Annotated in this window: 15 protein-coding genes; 4 read left to right on the top strand and 11 right to left on the bottom strand. The window is 75.6% G+C overall.

What is annotated here, in order from left to right; translation table 11 throughout:
• Positions 1 to 21 precede the first annotated feature (21 nt).
• The 4 genes from glf to ACQP6G_RS12330 form a co-directional block, all read right to left on the bottom strand.
• Complete coding sequence (gene glf, locus ACQP6G_RS12345; protein ID WP_429764609.1) at positions 22 to 1,158, bottom strand: UDP-galactopyranose mutase; 1,137 nt, start codon at positions 1,156 to 1,158, stop codon at positions 22 to 24.
• A 13-nt stretch (positions 1,159 to 1,171) separates the two neighbouring features.
• Positions 1,172 to 3,052 (bottom strand): glycosyltransferase, encoded by a 1,881-nt coding sequence (locus ACQP6G_RS12340; RefSeq protein ID WP_429764608.1) that lies wholly within the window; start codon positions 3,050 to 3,052, stop codon positions 1,172 to 1,174.
• A gap of 10 nt (positions 3,053 to 3,062) precedes the next feature.
• Positions 3,063 to 4,937, bottom strand: a complete 1,875-nt coding sequence (locus ACQP6G_RS12335; protein WP_429764607.1) for a glycosyltransferase — start codon at positions 4,935 to 4,937, stop codon at positions 3,063 to 3,065.
• Between the two features lie 62 nt (positions 4,938 to 4,999).
• Complete coding sequence (locus ACQP6G_RS12330) at positions 5,000 to 6,961, bottom strand: peptidoglycan recognition protein family protein (protein ID WP_429764606.1); 1,962 nt, start codon at positions 6,959 to 6,961, stop codon at positions 5,000 to 5,002.
• A gap of 192 nt (positions 6,962 to 7,153) precedes the next feature.
• Here ACQP6G_RS12330 and ACQP6G_RS12325 point away from each other — a divergent pair, with 192 nt between their 5' ends.
• Complete coding sequence (locus ACQP6G_RS12325) at positions 7,154 to 8,524, top strand: SpoIID/LytB domain-containing protein (protein WP_429764605.1); 1,371 nt, start codon at positions 7,154 to 7,156, stop codon at positions 8,522 to 8,524.
• A gap of 13 nt (positions 8,525 to 8,537) precedes the next feature.
• Here ACQP6G_RS12325 and ACQP6G_RS12320 read toward each other — a convergent pair whose 3' ends face one another.
• Both ACQP6G_RS12320 and ACQP6G_RS12315 read right to left on the bottom strand, forming a co-directional pair.
• Positions 8,538 to 8,726: a Trm112 family protein gene (locus ACQP6G_RS12320; protein WP_429764604.1), complete on the bottom strand. Its 189-nt coding sequence runs from the start codon at positions 8,724 to 8,726 to the stop codon at positions 8,538 to 8,540.
• Positions 8,723 to 10,165, bottom strand: coding sequence for a phosphomannomutase/phosphoglucomutase (locus tag ACQP6G_RS12315; protein WP_429764603.1), 1,443 nt, complete (start codon positions 10,163 to 10,165; stop codon positions 8,723 to 8,725). Before ACQP6G_RS12315 ends, ACQP6G_RS12320 begins: the two co-directional genes overlap by 4 nt.
• 104 nt (positions 10,166 to 10,269) lie before the next feature.
• Here ACQP6G_RS12315 and manA point away from each other — a divergent pair, with 104 nt between their 5' ends.
• On the top strand, positions 10,270 to 11,478 hold the full coding sequence (manA, locus tag ACQP6G_RS12310) for a mannose-6-phosphate isomerase, class I (protein ID WP_429764602.1): 1,209 nt from the start codon (positions 10,270 to 10,272) through the stop codon (positions 11,476 to 11,478).
• 27 nt (positions 11,479 to 11,505) lie between these two features.
• On the opposite strand, the gene ACQP6G_RS12305 is transcribed toward manA, so the two are convergent.
• Positions 11,506 to 11,862: a DUF3499 domain-containing protein gene (locus tag ACQP6G_RS12305; RefSeq protein WP_429764601.1), complete on the bottom strand. Its 357-nt coding sequence runs from the start codon at positions 11,860 to 11,862 to the stop codon at positions 11,506 to 11,508.
• Between the two features lie 174 nt (positions 11,863 to 12,036).
• Here ACQP6G_RS12305 and ACQP6G_RS12300 point away from each other — a divergent pair, with 174 nt between their 5' ends.
• Positions 12,037 to 12,513 carry a metallopeptidase family protein gene (locus tag ACQP6G_RS12300; protein ID WP_429764600.1) on the top strand — a complete coding sequence of 159 codons (477 nt, stop codon included), beginning with the start codon at positions 12,037 to 12,039 and terminating at the stop codon, positions 12,511 to 12,513.
• A 10-nt stretch (positions 12,514 to 12,523) separates the two neighbouring features.
• On the opposite strand, the gene ACQP6G_RS12295 is transcribed toward ACQP6G_RS12300, so the two are convergent.
• The 3 genes from ACQP6G_RS12295 to ACQP6G_RS12285 all read right to left on the bottom strand — a co-directional run bounded on the left by ACQP6G_RS12295 (position 12,524) and on the right by ACQP6G_RS12285 (position 17,986).
• Positions 12,524 to 14,194, bottom strand: a complete 1,671-nt coding sequence (locus tag ACQP6G_RS12295) for a DUF5719 family protein (protein WP_429764599.1) — start codon at positions 14,192 to 14,194, stop codon at positions 12,524 to 12,526.
• Entirely contained in the window at positions 14,191 to 17,562 is a 3,372-nt protein-coding gene (locus ACQP6G_RS12290) for a glycosyltransferase (protein WP_429764598.1), read from the bottom strand. The genes ACQP6G_RS12295 and ACQP6G_RS12290 overlap by 4 nt, the downstream gene beginning before the upstream one ends.
• Positions 17,563 to 17,650: 88 nt before the next feature.
• On the bottom strand, positions 17,651 to 17,986 hold the full coding sequence (locus ACQP6G_RS12285) for a WhiB family transcriptional regulator (RefSeq protein ID WP_429733639.1): 336 nt from the start codon (positions 17,984 to 17,986) through the stop codon (positions 17,651 to 17,653).
• 162 nt (positions 17,987 to 18,148) lie between these two features.
• On the opposite strand from ACQP6G_RS12285, the gene ACQP6G_RS12280 reads away from it, so the two are divergent.
• Positions 18,149 to 18,907: a TIGR03089 family protein gene (locus ACQP6G_RS12280; RefSeq protein WP_429764597.1), complete on the top strand. Its 759-nt coding sequence runs from the start codon at positions 18,149 to 18,151 to the stop codon at positions 18,905 to 18,907.
• 31 nt (positions 18,908 to 18,938) lie between these two features.
• Here ACQP6G_RS12280 and ACQP6G_RS12275 read toward each other — a convergent pair whose 3' ends face one another.
• Positions 18,939 to 19,694 (bottom strand): class I SAM-dependent methyltransferase, encoded by a 756-nt coding sequence (locus ACQP6G_RS12275; protein WP_429764596.1) that lies wholly within the window; start codon positions 19,692 to 19,694, stop codon positions 18,939 to 18,941.
• Positions 19,695 to 19,803: the final 109 nt, after the last annotated feature.

Genomic DNA, 19,803 nt, shown 5'->3' with positions numbered 1-19,803 from the left:
TGCCCCACTGCCGAACAGGCGTCAGGGGGTGAGCTTGTTGTCCACCATGGACAGGGCGGAGCCGATGGCCATGTGCATGTCGAGGTACTGGTACGTGCCCAGCCGGCCGCCGAAGTGCACCTCCGGCTCGTCGGCCATCAGCTCGCGGTAGCGCTTGAGCCGCTCGCGGTCCGCGGGCGTGTTCACCGGGTAGTACGGCTCGTCGCCGCGCTCGGCGAAGCGCGAGTACTCGCGCACGATGACGGTCCTGTCGCTCGTGTACTCGCGCTCGGGGTGGAAGTGCCGGAACTCGAGGATGCGCGTGTACGGCACCTCGGTGTCGGCGTAGTTCATCACCGGCGTGCCCTGGAAGTCCCCGACGGGCAGCACCTCGCGCTCGAAGTCCAGGGTGCGCCACGACAGCGACCCCTCGGCGTCGTCGAAGTACCGGTCCACCGGGCCCGTGTACACGACCGGCACCTGCCCCACGACGGCGCCCTTGCTCACCGGCTGCGAGGCGTCGAAGAAGTCGGTGGACAGCCGCACCTCGATGTTCGGGTGGTCGGCCATCCGCTCCAGCCACGCCGTGTACCCGCCCGTGGGCAGACCCTCGTACGTGTCGTTGAAGTACCGGTTGTCGTACGTGTACCGCACCGGCAGCCGCGAGATGATCGACGCCGGCAGCTCCCGCGGGTCCGTCTGCCACTGCTTGGCCGTGTACCCCTGGATGAACGCCTCGTACAGCGGCCGCCCGATCAGCGACACGCCCTGCTCGTCCAGGTTCGACGGCCGCTTGTCCCCCAGCTCCGCCGCCTGCTCGGCGATGAGCGCCCGCGCCGCGTCGGGGCCGTGCGCCGACCGGAAGAACTGGTTGATCGTGCCCAGGTTGATCGGCATCGGGAACACCTCGCCCCGGCGCGTCGTGTACACCCGGTGCACGTAGCCCGTGAACGCCGTGAACCGGTTGACGTACTCCCACACCCGCTCGTTCGACGTGTGGAACAGGTGCGCGCCGTACCGGTGCACCTCGATCCCCGTGTCCGGGTCCGTCTCGCTGTACGCGTTGCCGCCGAGGTGGTCACGACGGTCGATCATGAGCACCTTGCGCCCCTGCTCGGCCATCCGCTCCGCGACGGTCAGGCCGAACAGCCCGGTACCGACGACGACGAGGTCGGTCATGCTCTCCTCCTGGTCAGGGGGTCGGTCGGTGGGGCTCGTAGCCGCCGCGCAGGCGGGTGTACGCGCGGTACCCGGCCTTGCGCACCGGCTCCGGCACCACGCGGTAGCCGGCGCGCACCACGACGTTGCGCACCATCTGCGGCCCGGTGAGGAAGCCCTCGGCGTGCAGCGTGCGCTGCAGCGCGAGCTCGGACGCCAGCAGACGGCGGCCGCCGCGGCGCGCGTAGGCCCCGGCGCCGACGCGGTACAGCACCAGCGGCTCGACGACGTTCTGCGCGTCCGCGCCGCCCGCGATCATGCGGGCGAAGAGCAGGTAGTCCTCCATGAGGTCCAGGTGCTCGTACCCGCCCGCGGCGGCGACCGCCGAGCGCCGGTACACGACCGACGGGTGGTTGAACGGGTCGCGGAACCGCGCGGCGGTCGCGATGTCGTCGCCCGTCGGCGGCACGCGCACCATGCCGGGCGCGTGCTCGTCGTCGTCGAACTCCTGGATCGCGGAGCCGACGATGTCGCACCCGGCTGCCACGAGGGGCACCTGCGCGGCGAACCGCTCGGGCCGGGAGATGTCGTCCGCGTCGGCGCGCGCCACGATCTCGTGCTTGCACGCCTCCAGCCCGGCCTCCAGCGCGCAGGCGAGGCCGACGTTCTTCTCCAGCGGCACCAGCGTGACGGGCACGGCGGTGAGCTCGTGCAGGCGCCCGAGCACGGCCGCGATCTCCTCGCCGACGGGCCCGTCGCGCACGACGACGACCTCGTCCGGCCGCAGCGTCTGGTCGCGCGTGACGGACAGGAAGCTGCGCTCCAGGTGCGCGGCGTCGTCGCCCGCGTACACGGGCAGCAGCACCGAGAACCGGTGGTCGTCGAGGGGGCCGCGGGCGACGACCGGCGCGGCGGACGCCGCCGCCGGGCAGTCGGCCGGTCGCACGGGCGCGTCCTCGTGCCCCCGCTCGACGCGCGCGACGCTGGCGGCGGCGGGCCCGACGCCGGCGAGCACCTCGCTGTCGGCCCGCGGCCGGCGCACGACGCCGTGCCACAGCCCGCGGCCGCCGGCCTTGAGCAGGGTGCCGCGGTCGGACGAGCGCGCGACGGTGCGCGCCCAGCGGCGCAGCGTGGAGCCGCCGTAGAGCAGGCGCTCGGAGGGCGCGAGCGCGGACGACCGCGTGAACGTCCAGATCTTGTTGCGCACCTCGTAGTAGAAGCGCGGGCCGGGGTCGTGGTCGGTGCCGACCAGCCGGGCGGTGCGGTGCTCGACGACGCTGCCCGGGACGTACAGCCCGGTGCCGCGGCGCAGCAGGCGGGTGGAGTACTCGAAGTCGTCGTTCCAGATGAAGAAGTCGCTGACGGGCAGGCCGTGCTCCCGCACGGCGCGCGCGTCAACCAGCATCGAGACGAACGACATCGACCGCACCGGCATCGCGCCGGCGGCACGCGCCCGGGACAGCTCGGCGGGCGACGCCCCCGGGCGGCTGCGGGGCGTGTTCATCGGGTGGTCGCTCCCGTCGGTCCACACGACGCGGCTCGCCATCGCGGTGACGTCGCCGGCGTAGGCGTCGCGGGCGCCGAGCAGGGCCTCGAGCGCCGTCTCGGTGGGGACCGTGTCGTCGTCCATGAGCCACACGAGGTCGGCGGCAGGTCCGGCGGCACCGTCGGCGACGGCGGTCGCGAGGCCGACGGCGAAGCCGCCCGCGCCGCCGGTGTTGCGCTGGAGCGCCACGACCTCGGGGGCGCTCGGGTGGGACCGCGCGATCTGCAGGGCGTCGTCGGTCGACGCGTTGTCGACCACGACCGTGCGGTCGATCGGCCGGCTCTGGGCGGCCAGCGCGTCGAGGGCCGCGCCGAGCAGCGCGGCCCTGTTGTACGACACGACGACCGCGACGACGGTGGGAGAGGACACCCCGCACATCCTAGTGGTGCTGGGAGGGGCGCCGGACCCCGCCCGGCGCGTCGTGCGGAGCGCCCGCGGAACGGGCGAAGGTCGCGCGCCACGTCTCCGGCGCCGCCAGCGCCGGTGCCGCGGCGCGCCAGCGCCGGGACACCGTGCCCCACCGCGCCGCGAGGCGCAGGTGGGCCACCACGGTCGCGCCGGCGAGGCGCCACACGCGACGCCGCTCGTGGCGCAGCCAGGTCCCGGAGGCGCCGTCGCCGGCCAGCACCAGCACGGAGTCGTGCTCGGGCACCTCCCACCACGTGGCCTGGTCGCGGGTCAGAGCGCCGCGCGGCATCCCGCCGGGCGCCGGGCGCAGGTTGCGCGCCAGGCCGCGCAGCGTGAGCCGCACGAGCGCCACCGCCGAGGTGGGCTTCGGCCGGGCCGGCGCCGTCCAGCGCCGCGCGACCGCGGCGTCGAACACCGCGTCCCCGGGCCGGTACGTGGTCGTCTCGGGATAGGCCGCGCCCACGGCGCGCGACGCGGGGACGACGTCGCCGAGCCCCGCGTGCAGGTCGCCCGGCCCGGCGAGCAGGTCGCGCAGCGCTCGGACGTGCAGGTCCACCGGGTAGTACCGCATCCCCAGCAGCAGCTTGAGGTCGGTGGCGAGCAGGTTCGCCAGGAGCAGGCCGCCGCGCGGGCGGCGGGCGTGCAGCAGCGCCGCGACGATCCGGTTGCGCACGTGCACGTACGCCTGCCACTCGACGGTGTCGTCCTTCTCCGTCCACGCCACGTGCCACAGCGCCGCGCCCGGGAAGGACACGGTGGCGTGGCCGGCGTCCCGCGCGCGCAGCCCGAACTCGGCGTCGTCCCACTTGAGGAACAGCGGCAGGGACAGCCCGACGTCGCGCAGCACGGCGGTGGGGATGAGGCACATCCACCAGCCGTTGAAGTCGCTCTCGCCGCGCGCGTGCAGCCAGGGGGTGTCCCGCAGCGGCGCGGCGGCCAGGTCGTGCCACTGCTGGTCGGCCTCGGGCGGACCCCAGTTGAAGGTCCCCTCGTGCACCACCTCGCTGAAGGAGTTGAGCACCGTGGGGCGGTTCAGGTCGAGCATGTGCCCGCCCACGACGACGGGCTCGCGCGCGGCGCGGTGGAACCGGATCGCGCGGAGCAGCGCCTCCGGCTCCACCTCGACGTCGTCGTCGAGGATGAGCACGGCGTCCGCGCCGTCGCGCTCCAGCGTCTCGAGCATGCCGCGCGAGAAGCCCCCGGAACCGCCGAGGTTGCCCTGCTCGACGACCGTGAGCTGGTCACCGAGGGCCGCGGCGACCTCCGGGTAGTCGGGATGGTCGACCAGGCGTCGCGTGCCCTGGTCGATCACGAACACCGTCCCGACCGCGCCCCGGAGCGCCTCCGACGACGCGATCCGGCGCAGCGTCGCGACGCAGTACTCCGGCTTGTCCATCGTGGTGATCGACAGGCACACGTCGCCCGTCCGCCGCGGCGCGACGTCCACGAGCCAGCGCGCGTCGGTGACCAGGACGTCCGCGTCGCCCGCGTCCACCTCGAACCACAGCCAGCCGCCGTCGGCCATGCCCGCGACGTCGGCGTCGAGCGTCACCGTGCCGTCGTCGACCGGCGCGGAGCCCACGACCGACGCGGCACCGCGCGCGTCCGAGCGGACGAGTCGCAGCGTGCCGGCGCCGGCCGCGGCGACCTCCAGCCGTACGGTCCCGGCGCCGGCCCAGCGCACCCAGTAGGAGGCGGGGAACGCGGAGAAGTAGGTGGCGAGCCCCTGGCTCGTGCCCGCAGGCACGCGGACCGCGCCGTCGGCGACGACGGCGGGCCCCTCCTCCACGGCCAGGGCTCGGCGGTCGGGTGGGAGCGTCAGGATCAGCTGTTGCGCCAGGTGCACGCGCCCGACCCTAGCGTCCGCCGCCGGTCGTCCCGGCCGACCGGCCTCTCAGGCCCCGTGCGCTACCACCTCGCGAGGACGATCTTGCTGATCCGTACCTGCTTGCCGGAGTCCAGCGTCTTGAGCGTGACCGTGCCGCTCGTCCTCGGCACCCACACCGTGAAGATCCGGTCGCCGTCGGAGGCCCTGCCGAAGTCCAGCGTCTCGATCGCCTTCCCGCCGACCCGCACCTGCAGGCGACCGTCGGAGGGGCTGGTCGCCCCGCGGATCACGACGCGTCGCACCTGCTTCGCGCCGGGGAGCTGGACGTAGGCGCCCTTCGTCGTCGTGCGGTACGCGTAGTCGCCGAAGTAGGACGAGCCGGTGACCTTCTTCCACCCGGACGACTTCTTCCAGCTGGAGGGACTGACCGCCCTGTTGGTCCGCGCCAGGGTGGTGAGCGGTCCGCGGCGATGGTCGGAGTCGACGGCCCGCACGGCGAGCTCGCGGGACTCACCGGTGCTCTGGCTGAGCGTGATCGAGGTCCCGGACGTCAGCTTCACCTCCCGCCAGTAGTACGTGTACGGCATGCCCTCGTTCCACCTCGCGTAGCGCTGCAGCACCTGGTAGCTCGACGCACCCGAGACGGGCTTCCACCGGTAGGTGGAGCTGCCGTTCCACTGCACCGGCGCCTGGTTCGACGTCGGGTCGACGCGCGTGGGCGCCTTGACCTTCGGGACGATCGAGCCGTACTTCTTGATCGCGGCGTCGCGCCGCGAGTCGGCGCCCGCGCGGATCGTGCCCATCTTGGCCGCCAGGTACTGCCCCGGACAGGCCGTCAGGTTGGTGGTGCGGTGCATGAGCACCGTCGGCACCCGGACGTCGGTGCCGGGCTTGGCGCGCGTCCCCGATCCCGTGCTCCCGCCGGTCGGGAGGACCACGGTCCCGCGCGGGTTGATCCCGTACGTGTAGCTCTTCCAGGCGACGACCCTGGCGAGCGCCGTGACGAGCGCGCTCGACGGCCGCGCCGTGTCGAAGTTCCCCATCGCCGAGATCCCGATGGTGCCGGTGTTGTACCCGCCGGCCTGCGCGCCGACCGGGTTGTCCCACCGCGACTTCTTGCGCCCCTCGAAGATGTTGCCGTACTTGTCCACGAGGAACTGGTAGCCGATGTCGGGCCAGCCCCGTGACTTCGTGTGATAGGCGTAGACGCCGCGCACCAGCGCCGCGGACTGGCTCTCCTTGTAGCTGTTGGTGCCCGCCGTGTGATGGATGTAGATGGCCTTGAGCTTGCCGGAGATCTCCGGCCACCTCCCGGACAGGGACTCGTCCGCCCCCCACCCGGAGCGGCTGACGATCTTCGGGCGGATCTCGGTCCCGGTGCCGGCGTCGGCGGACGCCGCGGGGGCCTGGTCGTCGCCCACGTACGCGTCGGCCCGCGAGGTCCCCGGGTCCACGACGTCGACCTTCAGGCCGGTGGGCGGCACCCCGCTCTCGGTGCGCACACGGACCTGGACGCCGTCGGCCCCCGCCGTCACGAGCGGCTCGGTCCCGGCCCGGCTCCCGGGCAGCCCGATGTCGTCGATGCCGAGCGACTGCCACTCGCTCCACGTCCCGGACTCGCGCACGCGGACCGCCACCTCGGTCACCGTCGCGGTGGACGTCCCGTCCCACGTCACCCCGGCGACCAGGAAGTCCTGCGTCGTGGTGCGCTCGCTCAGCGCGGCGAGCGCCCCGTCGTCCGGCTCGGGCGTCGGGACGTCGCTGAGCGTCTCGGCACCCTCCACCGCGGCGGTGTTCCCGGCGGCCTCGGCCGCGGCGTCGTGCTCGTGCCCGACGGCGTCGGCGAGCGCCCCCTTCTCGTGCCGGGCGCCGGCGTCGATGCCGCGCACCGGGACGTGCTCCACGTCCGGGGCGACGGCGTGCGCCTTCGGGACGGGGAGGGAGACCGTGGGGAGCACGACCCCCGCGAGGGCCAGCGCCACGACGGTCGACGTCGTGACGGCGGTCCGGGCCGCCCGTCGAGCCCTGCGTGTCGTCGTCATGCTCGTCTCCGCTCGTCCAGCTCTGGTCGATCTTCCGGCGATCTCTGGGGCGATCAAGGCCGCGCATCGTCGCGCCGGGCACCTGACCCGCACGACGATAGGGACGGATCGGTCGGCCAGCACCTCGAACGGGGATCCTTCTCCTCCGGATGCTCGCGCGCCGCCCCTGAGGCACAGTGCAAGAGGGGGTGCATGACCATGACGCACGAGCTCTCGACACTGCCGACCGTGGCCCGACGACCGGGGAGGCCCGGACCACGGCGCCGGCTCCGGCGCACCGTGGCCGCGGCCGTCGCCGGCCTGCTGACGGTGAGCGGCACCGTGGTGGCCGCGACGTCCGCCGAGGCCGCGGTCCCGTCGTCCTTCACGCTGACCGGCTCGGGCTTCGGCCACGGCGTGGGGATGCCGCAGTACGGCGCCTATCAGATGGCGCGGCAGGGATCGGCCAGCTGGAGCATCCTCCAGCACTACTACTCCGGCGGGAAGGTCGCCTGGAAGGGCACGACCGGCAACAACATCCTGGTCCAGGTCTACGGCAAGGACCCGCTCGGGCGGTCCGGCTACGGCGACTCGAGGACGACGACCACGGTCACGGTGCGCGGGGGCGACTGGCGCCTCGCCGACGAGGACGGCAAGACCCTGGCCTCCGGCTCCGGCACGGAGACCTTCGCGGTCACGGTCACGGCCGGCGGACGGTCCCGGATCACGGTGAACGACAAGAGGTACTACGACCAGCTGCTGCGCATCACCTGGTCGGGCACCCGGTACTACAAGCCCACCGGGAAGACGGCGGTCGCGACGGTGTCCGGGGCGCACGGCTCGTACAAGCACGGCCGCCTCACGACGACGGCCCACGGCGGCGTCCCGAACATCACGAACGACGTGCTGCTCAACACCGAGTACCTGTACGGCATCGCGGAGATGCCGTCGTCGTGGGGCCTGAACGGGGGGCTGTCCGCCCTGGCCGCGCAGGCGATCACCGCCCGGTCCTACGTCATGACCAAGCCGCTCCTCGCCGCGTGCCGGTGCAACGTCGTCGACGACGTGCGCGACCAGTACTACTCGGGCTGGAAGAAGGAGAGCGAGGGCACGGACGCCAGGTACGGCAAGGTCTGGAAGAAGGGCGTCGACGCCACCACGTCCAGCCGCACCAGGGCCCGGGTGCTGACGTACGGCGGCAACGCGGTGGCCGCGCACTACTACTCGTCCAGCGGCGGGCGGACGGCGAACTCGGAGGACGTCTGGTCGTCGAAGATCGCCTACGAGCGTTCGGTGTCCGACCCGTACAGCAAGGCGGCGCCGGGCAACTCGTACGCGTCGTGGACCCGCACGCTCACCCAGTCGCAGGCCCGCGCCCTCTTCGGCCTGTCGAACGTGCAGTCGATCAAGGTCACGGCGAAGTGGTCGAGCGGTCAGGCCCGCACCCTCACGGCGACGTCGTCGACGGGGAAGACGGCGACGGTCACCGGCAAGGCGGACACGATCCGGTCGACGGTAGGCAAGCGCACGACCGCCGGGTCGATGCCCGCGGCGTGGATCACCAAGATCACCGCGGTGTCCTAGGGCAGGGCCCGGGTCACAGCGGGCGGGCGTCGCTCTCCAGCAGCACGGGGACGCCGTCGCGCACCGGGTACGCCAGGGGCCGCTCGGGGTCGGTCGAGCGCAGCTCGGGCTCGCCGTCCGGCCCGACGGCGTCGACGAGCTCCGCGCCCGTCACCGGGCAGCGCAGGATCGAGCGCACCCACGGGTCGATCGAGCTGGTCATGCGTCCTCCGTCCGCACGAGCGACAGGACGTCGTCGCGCACCTTCACCATGATGTCCTCGTCGGCGGCCTCGACGTTGAGCCGCAGCAGCGGCTCCGTGTTCGACGCGCGCAGGTTGAACCACCACTGCGGGTGGCCGTCCCAGTGCGCCACGGTGAGGCCGTCGAGCCTGTCGACGTCCGCCTGCGGGTAGGCGCTCGCGTAGGCGTCGCGCACGCGCTCGGTCGCCGCGGCCGCGTCCGTCACGGTCGAGTTGATCTCCCCCGACGCCACGTACGGCGAGTACATCTCCGCCAGCGCCGACAGGGGGTGCGGCTGCCCGCCGAGCGCGGCCAGCACGTGCAGCGCCGCGAGCATCCCGGTGTCCGCGAAGAAGAAGTCGCGGAAGTAGTAGTGCGCGCTGTGCTCGCCCCCGAACACGGCGTCGTGCTGCGCCATCTGCGCCTTGATGAACGAGTGGCCCACGCGGGTGCGCACCGTCGTCGCGCCCGCGGCCTGCAGCAGGTCGGGCACGGCGCGGGAGGTGATGAGGTTGTGGATCACCGTGGGCGTGCGGCCCGCCTCGAGCTCCTTGGCCACCTCGCGCAGCCCCACCAGCGCCGTCACCGCGGACGGCGAGACCGGGTCGCCGTGCTCGTCGACCACGAAGCAGCGGTCGGCGTCCCCGTCGAACGCGAGGCCGAGGTCGGCGTCGTGCTCGACGACGGCGGCCCGCAGGTCCTCGAGGTTCTTCGGGTCCAGCGGGTTGGCCTCGTGGTTCGGGAAGCTGCCGTCCAGCTCGAAGTACAGCGGGACGACGTCGAGCGGCAGCGCCGGCAGGCCGGCGGCGGTGCCCAGCACCGCGGGCACGGTGTACCCGGCCATGCCGTTGCCGGCGTCCACCACGACCTTGAGCGGCCGGATCCCCGACACGTCGACGAGGCCGCGCAGGAACGCCGCGTAGTCGGCCAGGGTGTCGACGTCGGAGACCGTGCCGGGCGTCGCCACCGCGTCGTCGTCGGAGGGGTCGGTCGACGGGTCGTCGAGCAGGCGCTGCGCGAGCTCGCGGACGTCGGCCAGGCCGGTGTCCTGCCCGACGGGCCGGGCTCCCGCACGGCACAGCTTGATGCCGTTGTAGACGGCGGGGTTGTGGGACGCCGTGAACATCGCCCCCGGGGCGTCCAGCGCGCCCGACGCGTGGTAGAGCCCGTCCGTGGAGCACAGGCCGATCCGCACGACGTCGACGCCGGCCGCGGTGACGCCCGCAGTGAACGCGTCGACGAGCTCCGGCCCGGACTCGCGCATGTCGTGGCCGACGACGACCCGGGTCGCGCCCTCCGGTGCCGCCACCACGCGGGCGAAAGCGACGCCGATCGCGCGGGCCACGTCCGGCGAGAGCTGGTCGGGCACGGTGCCGCGCACGTCGTACGCCTTGATGATGTCGGCCAGGTCGATCGTCACGACCCACAGCGTACGTGCCTGCCGCGCCCCGGGGCGGGTGGTTCTGCGGGCGGACTTCCGGCGCGGGCGGCGCCGCGCGGGCGCACGTGTGGAAGGGTGGTCCCGTGCCTGAGCTCTACCCGCTGGAGAACACGGTCCAGCACGCCGACTGGGGCTCGCGCACGCAGATCCAGGGGCTGCTGGGCACCGAGCCCGACGGCACGCCGGCCGCCGAGCTCTGGCTGGGCGCCCATCCCAGCGCGCCGTCGCGGGTGAACGGCGACGGCTCCCTGCTGGAGCTCGTGCGCTCGGCCCCGGACGCGATGCTGGGCCGCCGGGTCGCGGACGACTACGGGCCCCGGCTGCCCTACCTGCTCAAGGTCCTCGCGGCCGAGCGGGCGCTGTCGCTGCAGGTGCACCCGAAGCCGCACGCCGCCCGCGCGGGGTTCAACCGGGAGAACCGCCAGGGCCTGCCCCCGGGCGACCCGGGCCGCTCGTTCCACGACGACCAGCACAAGCCCGAGATGGTCGTCGCGCTGACCGAGTTCGAGGGGCTGGCCGGGTTCCGGGCGCCGCGCGCCGTCCTCGACCTGCTCGACGGGCTCGACGGCGACCTCGTGGACGCCGTCCGCGCCGTCCTGCGGGACGACCGCTCCCCCGGCGGCGTCAAGGCCGCGTTCTCCCGCCTCGTCGCCGCGCGTCGCGACCCGGGCGCGCCCGCCGACGTCGCGACCACCGTCGCGTCCGTCACCGCGCGCCTGGCCGGGGGCTCGCCGTCGTCCCGCGCCGACGCGACCGTGCTGCAGCTCGCCCAGCAGCACCCGGGCGACCCCGCCGCCCTCGCGTCGTTGCTGCTCAACCGCGTGACGCTCGACCCGGGCCAGGGTCTCTTCCTCCCGGCGGGCGAGGTGCACGCGTACCTGTCCGGGCTCGGGGTCGAGATCATGGCGTCGTCGGACAACGTGCTGCGGGCGGGCCTCACCTCGAAGCTGGTCGACGAGGCCGCCCTCGTCGAGTGCGCGTCGTTCGTGCCGCGCCCGCCGCAACCGCCGCGCACGCGCTCCGCGGGCGGGCGGGGCCAGGTGACCACCTACCGCGCCCCGGTGCGGGAGTTCGCGCTCACGGTGGCCGACGTCGACCCGGCCGAGGACGTCGAGCTGCCTGCCGAGGGACCCCGGATCGTGCTGTGCCTCTCCGGTGACCTCAAGCTCGCCGCCGAGGGCTGCCCCGCCCCCGCGACCCTGCACCGGGGCGGCTCCGTGTTCGTGCCGCACGACGCCGGGGAGCTCAGGCTGTCGGGTGCCGGGCACGCGGTGTGCGCCTGGGTCCCCTGACCGGGCCGAAGCGACGACCGCGACGCGTCAGTCGGCCTCGCGCAGCACGCGCAGGTGGCCGCGACGGGCGGTCTCGGTGACCGACGACGGCTCGCCCGCCGGCTCCTGGCGCACCCGCCCCGCCTCGCGGACGGCCTCCGCCAGCGCGGACAGGTCGTCGGGCGACGGGGCCGGCTCCTCGAACGCGGGGGTGAGGCGCACGACCTCCCACCCGCGGGGCGCCGTCAGCCCTTCGGCATGCTGGGCGCACAGGTCGTAGCTGTGCGGCTCGGCGTGCTGCGCGAGCGGACCCAGCACGGCCGTGGAGTCCGCGTACACGTACGTGAGCGTCGCGACGGCGGCATGCGTGCATGCCGTGCGCGAGCACTGCCTCACCGATCTCACGCGGGGAGAATACGCCGCGGCCGGGGGCGCGTGCGTGGGGCTCGCCGGTCGGTGCGGGTCGTGACCGCACCGTGACCCCGTCAGCGACGACGGGACGGGGCGTCGGGACCGGCCTCGGGACCGGCTTCGGGACCGGCTCGGGGCCGACCTCGCGATCGGCCGTAGGCTCGACGGGTGCAGCACGCCCCCCGCCCCGAGCACCGCCCCGAACCCGCTCCGGCACCCGACACCGCCGCCGTCCCCCCGGTCCGTCGCCGCGACCGCCGCGGCCGCGGGGTGCGCGGACCGCTCCTGCCGCCGGGGATGCCGGCGTACCGCACCCGCGCGGAGCAGTTCGACGACCTGGTGCTCGACGTCGTCGAGCTGCTGCAGCGCCGCTGGGGCCCGCAGCTCGCGGGCACGGAGTTCGCCGTCGAGGACGTGCCGCCGTCGGAGCCCGCACCGTGGGAGTCGGACGGCGTCCCGCTGGGCCGCTGCTTCCCTGCCGAGTCCGGCCGGCCGGCGCGCGTCGTGGTGTACCGCCGCCCGGTGGACTTCCGCGCCGCCGACGACGCCGACCGCGCCGACCTGGTGCGCGACGTCGTCGTCGAGCAGGTGGCGCACCTGCTGGCCCGCACGCCCGAGGAGATCGACCCCGGCTACGACTCCTGACCTCGACCTGTCAGCCGGCGTCGACGGTGCGCACCTCGACGGCGCCGGGGGTCGTGACGGCGGCGGTCGGGGCGACGGCGGCCAGCAGGGCCCCGGAGTCGTCCGTGCCGTCGTCGGCGCGCAGCACGGCGGCCCACGTGACCGCCAGGTCGGCGCTGCCCCCGTCGGCGCGGTCGACGCTCACCCCGGCGGGCACGGTGCCCTCCGCGACGACGTCCTCGAGCGCGACGGGCGTCGTCACCCCGGCGGTGAGCTCGACGTCCTCGCTGCCGATCTCGGCGCCCGACGCGTCGTAGACCCGCACCGTGACGCCCGCCGTGCCCTCGGGCTCGGCGTCGGGGCCGCGGTCGGGCGACACGGCGGCGAGCGTGAGGCCCGTCCGCACGCCACCCGGCACGGCCAGCTGGCCCGCGGCTCCGGCGCCGTCCGACGAGCGGACCGGCTGGGCCGCCGACCACGCCACGTCGTACGGGGTGCCGTCCACCACGGAGTCGTCCGGCTGTCGTCCCGGCTGGTCCGTCCGTGCGGCGCCCACGACGGGCACGTCCGCGTCGACGACCATCGTGTACCAGCCGTCGGGCAGCCCTCCGAGGGGCACGTCCGTCACGGCGCCGGCCTCCAGCTCGACCTCGTCGGCGCCGCGCAGCACGACCGGCCCCGACGGCCCGTACACGGTGACCCGCGCCGTCCCGTCCTTCTCGCCGGGAGCCAGGAGCCGCAGCCGTGGGGCGTGCGGGTCGTCCACCGCCTCGCCCCGGCTCCGCACCGCCCCGACCGCGAGCGACTCCCGCGGCGACGCGCCGGCCGTCAGCAGGTCCACCCCGGCGGGCAGCAGGCCGTCGATGGCCTGGGTCTGCAGGCTCGCGTTGACCCGGGCCCCGGCCGCGCGCACGTTGACCGCGAGACGGCCCTGCTCCGGCGCCACGGACTCCAGCCGGGTCGTGACCTGCTCGTGGGGCGCGACGGTGAACGTCCCCTGGCCGCCGAGGGCGACGGGGCCGCCCGGCCCGTACACGTCGAGGGCCACCGTGGCGGGCTGCTCCGACGGGTTCTGCACCGTGAGCGTGGCGGTCGAGCCCACCTCCGTGCTGCCGCCCACCAGCCACTGCGACGTCGACGGCGCGGTGCACGCGCCCGCCCCGAGCCCGCGCAGGTCTCCCTGCGTCGTGACCGACCCCATCGTCCCGGCCGCGCGGAACGGCTCGTCGGCCACCGGCGTCGCCCGCAGCACGCGGGTGGCGTCCACGCCACCCTGCCAGGCGGCCGCGGCCTCGCCCGTGGCGAGCTCCTCCGAGTCCTTGCCCCCGAGGGCCGTGGTGCGCGCGCCGTCCTCCGCACTGCCCAGGACGAACGCCCCGAGGCCGCTGGTCGTCGGCACCGGCGTCGCGTCGAACTGCTGGTCGCCGACGTCGGCACCGTCCGGCAGCGCGACCGGCGTCGGGCAGACGAGCGTGGCGTCCGCCGGCTGCACCCCGACGGTGCGCGTCCCCGCGGCCACGGCCTGCTGCTCCGCACCCGTCCACGACTGCGCCCACTGGTCGCCCAGCACGGCCACGGCCGCCAGCGCACCGACGGCCACCACCCCGGTGACCGCCGCCGCCGTGGCGCGCACGCCGCGCGGCACCCGGGTCGTCCGCACGTCCTCGCCCGCCTTCCCGGCGCCCTTCCGGGGCGCCGTCATCGGCCCCGCCGCCGTCCGACCGGCAGCGCCAGCAACGCGTGCACCAGGAGGACCAGCCCCGCGGCGGCGAGCCAGGCGGTCCGGTGCGGCGCCTCGAACCACACCCGCACGCGGCCCGCCTCGGCGCCGACCGCGAACGCCTGCGTCCCCCCGGCGTCCTCGGCCGGGAGCCGCCGCCCGTCGAGCGTCGCGTGCCAGCCGGAGTCCGCCGTCTCCGCGATCCGCAGCGTGCGGTCCTCGCCGCCCTGGGCGAGCCGGCCGCCGGCGCTCGTCCCGTCGGACGGCGCCGTGCGCACCGCGTCCTTCGGCGCGAAGAACGGCGTGGGCGCGGCGTCGCCGCCGTCGCCCTCGAGCACGGTCGCCCAGCCCGGCGCGGGGCCGTCGGTCGTGACGCGCCAGACGAGCGCGCCCTCCTCGGTCACGCGGGCGAGGCCCGGGACGAGGTCGAGCGTGGTGGCGAGCTCCGCGTCGCCGCCGGCCGGGACCTGCACGGCCCCGATGCCGAGCGCCGCGAGCCGGTCGACGACGTCGGTGGAGCGTCCGGTCGCGACCTCCGCCACGACCTGGTCCAGCAGCGCGGTGTCGGTGCGCTCGGCGCCGCCCACCAGGCCGGCGGCGCGGGCGCGCACCACCGTGGAGGAGTCCTCGAGCCGGGTGCCGTCCGCGTGCAGCAGCGCGTAGTCGACCACCGCCGCGCCCGACGCGTCGGCGCCGCCCCCCGGCTGCACCCGGTCGAGCTGCAGCACCCGGGCCGACCGTGGGGGCGCCTGCATCTGGGTGCCGACGGCGGGCACCACGGCGGTCTCGGCCGCACTCAGGTCGCCCACCCGGCCGCCGGTGGAGCCGAGCGCCCACGACGCGAGCTGCGCCGCGGGCAGCGCGAGGGCCACGACGGCGACCGCGACGACTCCCGCGGACGCGGCCCTCCGTGTCCCGCGCGCGTCCCGGGCGACGGGCTCCGCCGTGGGCACCCGTCCCGTCGACGGCAGCGCGCAGATCGCGGCGGCGCCCAGCGAGAGCAGCAGGACCGACAGCCCGACGCCGGGCCAGCCGGTCACGCTCGCGGCCGTGCCGTCGCCCGCCGACCCGCTCGCCACCGCCGTCGCGACGGCGAGCACGGCCGTCGTCAGGCCCACCGCCCCGGCGAGCCACGCCAGGCGCACCCCGCGCACGGCCCGCGGCCGCACCAGCGCGACGGCCGCCAGCACCAGGACGGCGCCGCCCAGCAGGGCCGGACCCACGACGGCGACCCGCCCGAGCGTGCCGTCGGTCCCGAGCCAGGGCTCGAACCACGCGGTGTCCCCGGGCAGGCCGAGCAGCAGCTCCACCGCCGTCGGCGTGCCGGACGCGACCAGCGGGGCGCCGGGCTCGGCCAGGAGCACGCGCCACCCGCCGTCCGACCAGGTGCCGAGCACCTCGCCCCAGAACGGCAGCGGCACGACGACGGCCGGCAGCAGCACCAGCAGCAGCGACCGCCACACGCGGCGCACCAGCAGCGCGCCGACCCCGATCAGCACCACGGCCACGGGGAGCAGCACCGGGGCGGCGCACACCGCGACCGCGAGCAGCAGCCCGGCGGCACCGGCGGCACCCAGGGACCCGCGACGCCGTCCAGGCGCGAGCGCGACGTCCCGCGCCTGCACCCCCACGGTGCGCAGCACGGCGACGAGCAGCCACGGCAGCGTCAGGTGCACGACGACCGCCCCGAGCCGGCCCGAGCCCAGCGACGCGAGGAAGCCGGGCGCCGCCGCCCAGGCGAGCGCCGCCACCGCGCGCACCACGACCGACCGCGTCAGCGCGCCGGCCGCGAACCAGCCGCCGAGGGCGGCCAGCGGCAGCGCGAGGAGGACCAGCGCGTTCACCGCCGTCTGCAGCCCGCCGCCCGCGAGCACGGCGAACGCGGTGAGCGGCACGAGCAGCGGGTCGGCGGGCGCACGCACCCCGAGGCCGTCGCGCACCCAGCCCGACGTCGCCGCCTCCCAGACGTCGCCCACGGTGCCGGGCGCCGGCAGCAGCCCGCCGCCCACGACCCGGCCGCCGTCGGCCAGCACGCCCTGCCACGGGCCGAAGAGGGCGACGTCGAGCGCCACCACCGCGACCGCCACGACCGCCAGCACCGTGCGGCGCGAGCGCCCGAGGCGCCGCAGGTCGGCCCGCTCCAGCTCGCTCGGCGCCCACCGGGCGCGCTGCGCCTCCGCGCGGGCCAGGCGCGCGTCGCGGCGTTCGCCGGCCACCTGCCGCCACGTGCCGAGCAGCGGCGTCAGCACGCGGCGCGGAAGGCGGCGGGTGCGCGCCGCGCGGCGTCGGGCACGGTAGAGCGGCACCAGGCGCAGCGTCGTGACCACGGCCGCCACGAGCTCGTCCCGCGCGTGCGCGGGCCGCTTGAGCGCCAGCCGGTACATGGCCGCGAACGGCGCCCACAGGAGGGTGGCGAGCCAGACGAACGGCAGCAGCGGCAGCGGTGTCTCGACGAGGCGCAGGTAGAGCTGGCTGCGGCGGCGGGCGTAGCGGGACGCCTCGAGGTCGGGCGCCAGGGCCCCGCGTCCGCGGAGGCCGAGCAGCGAGGCCTGCGCGTGCTTCACGACGGCGTCGGGCACCACGACCACGCGGTGGCCGGCGAGCCGGGCCCGCCGGCACAGGTCGAGGCCGTCGCCGAACGGGCCGAGCTCCGGGTCGGTGCCGCCCAGCTCGGCCCAGACGTGCGCCCGCACGAGGGCGCCTGCCAGCCCGACGGCGAGCACGTCCTCGCGGGCGTCGTGCTGCCCCTGGTCGATCTCGGTGTCGTCGATGCCGGTCATGCGGCGGCCGAGCGGCGACACGGTGCTGCCGACCTCGATCAGCATGCTCGCGTCGGGCGCAGGCGTGCCGTCGGCGGCCACCGGCCAGCGGCGCTGCTTGCAGCCCGCGACGGCCACGGCGCTCGAGTGCTCGACGGCGCGCAGCAGGCGGGACAGGGCGTCGGGCTCCGGGGCGGAGTCGTCGTGCAGGATCCACAGCCAGCCGGTCTCGGGGACGCCGACGACCTCCTGGGCGCGGTCGACCGCCTCGCCGAGGCTGCGGACCCCGGACGCCGCGACGAAGCGGGCGCCGCCGAGGCGCAGATCGGGATGCGCGGCGGACTCCGACGCGCCGACGTCGACCACCACGACCTCGTCCGCGGCACGCTCCTGGAGCGCGAGCGCGTCGAGGGTGGCGTCGAGGAATCGGGTGCGGCCGCGGGTCACGACCACGGCCGTCACGGTGACGACCAGAGGGACGGCTCCGGTGCCGTCGAGGGTGCGGTCGCCGGCGGGCGCGACGGCGACGGTCGCGCCCGTGGGGGCGACCTCCCCGCCGGGGCGGGCTGGAATCGGGTGCGGAGCAGTCATCCTGCCCGCCATGATGCGACGGGCCCCGATCCGGTCGTGGGATATCCGTCCCGAGCGTGTCGGGCCGGACATCCGGTCGGGCGTCGGGTCAGACGGCGCGGCGCTTCAGCTTGCGCCGCTCCCGCTCGGAGAGCCCGCCCCAGATCCCGAAACGCTCGTCGTTCGCGAGCGCGTAGTCCAGGCACTCGGCCCGGACCTCGCAGGACGTGCAGACCTTCTTGGCCTCACGCGTGGACCCGCCCTTCTCCGGGAAGAAGGCCTCCGGGTCCGTCTGGGCGCACAGCGCCCGTTCCTGCCACCCCAGGAGCGTCTCGTCGTCGGTCGTAGCGTCGCCGAACAGCGGGAGCACCGGCGCCACGCGCTCGGGCTCACGGCCGACGTCTGACGGGAAGACCCCCCGGTCCCCATCGAGCAAATTCCACATGGCGTGCCCCTCCATGCCGTTCTCTAGGGAAACTGCATACCTGGAATTACACGCGTGTCTTTCGGAGGCGTCAAGTCGAAATGTGCTAGTGATTGCGATCTCCACTGCCCATTCACACGAGTGCCGGCCTGAGCTGGTCCGGGCACTCGTAGGCTGACCTGCGTGAACCCGCTCCCCACCGCCGGCCGCACCCCCACGACGATCTCCCAGATGATGGATCTCGTCCTGTCGGACCCGGGGCGTCCCCGCCTCACGTGGTACGGCGACGGCGGCGAACGCGTCGAGCTCTCGGGCGCCGTCCTCCAGAACTGGGTGAGCAAGACCGTGAACCTGCTCGTGGAGGAGTTCGACGCCGCGCCGGGCACGGTCGTGACGCTCGACCTGCCCCCGCACTGGCGCGGCGTGCTCTGGGCGCTGGCCGCCTGGCGCTGCGGCGCCACCGTGGAGCCCGCCGGCGACACCCCCGCGACGGGAGGCGACGTCGTCGTCACCGCGCGTCCCGACGCCTGGGCCACCGTGCTCGCCGGGCCCGGTGCCGCCGACCTCGTGGCGGTCGCGCTGCCCGCGCTCGCCCGGTCGTTCGACGGCGACCTGCCGCCCGGCGCCGTCGACGCCGCGGGCGCCGTGATGACCTACGGCGACGTCATCGGGTGGGCCCCCGAGACCGACCCGGCCGCCGTCGCGCTGGACGCCCCCGACGGCACGGTCGCGTTCGCCGACCTGGTGCCGGGCACCGGCGTCCCGGGTGCCCGGGTGCTCGTCGACGGCGCCCGCCCGCTGGGGAGTCTGCTGCGCGAGCTGCTCGCCGTCTGGGCCGCCGACGGCTCCGTGGTCCTCGCCTCCGCCGCCACGGCGGCCGAGCTCGCGGCCGACCCGGCCCGCCTCGACCGCCTGCGCGAGACCGAGCGCGTCACCGCCTGACGAGCACCTCGTGCGGACGCTTCCTGGTGGCTCAGGAGGCGGCGCGACCCCAGGCGACCAGCCCGGTGCCGGTGCGCGGGAACGCGCGCTGCGCGACGCGGAACGGCCAGGTCGCGGCGGCCACGAGCGAGCCCTGCGCGGCCGTCGACGGCTGGAACAGCCGCCCGCTGCGGGCGGTGCGGTCCGCCGTGCTGCCCTCCTCGCGCAGTCCGGGCCGACGGCGCGCGAGCTGGTTGCGCGCCGCCTCCAGCGCGTACCCGAGCGGGACGCCGTACAGGCGCAGGCCGACGTCGGTCAGACCGGCGTCGCGCAGCAGAGCCACGAGTGCGGCGGGGTCGTAGCGGCGGAAGTGCCCGACGGCCTCGTCCATCGGGCCGTACCGGCGCTGCCAGGCCGGGGTGGACAGCAGCAGGGTGCCGCCCGGGCGGAGCCGCGCGGCCCACTCGCGGAGCGCCGCGGCGTCCTCCTCGATGTGCTCGATCACCTCGAACGCGCACACGAGGTCGAAGCGCTCGGCGGCGGGCAGGGAGTCGAGCGGTCCCTGCACGACCGTGCCCGGCACCCCCGCCTCGACGAGGCGCTGCTCGGCGGTGCGCGCGCTGTCGGCGTCGAGCTCGACGCCCGTGTACGCCGCGGCGCGGGCGGCGAGCCGGACGCCGACCGCGCCCTGGCCGCAACCCACCTCGAGCACGCGGCCGGCGGCCCCCGGCAGCAACGGTTCGACGACGTCCCACCGCAGGCTGCCGTACAGCGTGAGCGGTGGCAGGGAGGCGGCGGGGTTCGGCACGGGCATTCCTTCGTCCTCGACGGCTCGGGCAGCGGCACCAGCGGCTTGCAGCCGGTCATGGTCGGCCGGGGCCAGCCTGCCAGCACGGCGGCCGTGGCGGCACCACGCC

The sequence above is a fragment of the Isoptericola nanjingensis genome, assembly GCF_050311635.1.
Lineage (GTDB): Bacteria > Actinomycetota > Actinomycetes > Actinomycetales > Cellulomonadaceae > Isoptericola > Isoptericola nanjingensis.
Note: the sequence above shows the minus strand (reverse complement) of the source record. Positions and strands in the feature narration are given on the sequence as shown.

Excerpts from the sequence above, each read along its gene's own strand:
- glf (WP_429764609.1), bottom strand. The coding sequence starts at position 1,158 with ATGACCGACCTCGTCGTCGTCGGTACCGGGCTGTTCGGCCTGACCGTC.
- ACQP6G_RS12330 (WP_429764606.1), bottom strand. The coding sequence starts at position 6,961 with ATGACGACGACACGCAGGGCTCGACGGGCGGCCCGGACCGCCGTCACG.
- ACQP6G_RS12325 (WP_429764605.1), top strand. The coding sequence starts at position 7,154 with ATGACCATGACGCACGAGCTCTCGACACTGCCGACCGTGGCCCGACGA.
- ACQP6G_RS12320 (WP_429764604.1), bottom strand. The coding sequence starts at position 8,726 with ATGACCAGCTCGATCGACCCGTGGGTGCGCTCGATCCTGCGCTGCCCG.
- ACQP6G_RS12295 (WP_429764599.1), bottom strand. The coding sequence starts at position 14,194 with ATGACGGCGCCCCGGAAGGGCGCCGGGAAGGCGGGCGAGGACGTGCGG.
- ACQP6G_RS12290 (WP_429764598.1), bottom strand. The coding sequence starts at position 17,562 with ATGACTGCTCCGCACCCGATTCCAGCCCGCCCCGGCGGGGAGGTCGCC.
- ACQP6G_RS12285 (WP_429733639.1), bottom strand. The coding sequence starts at position 17,986 with ATGTGGAATTTGCTCGATGGGGACCGGGGGGTCTTCCCGTCAGACGTC.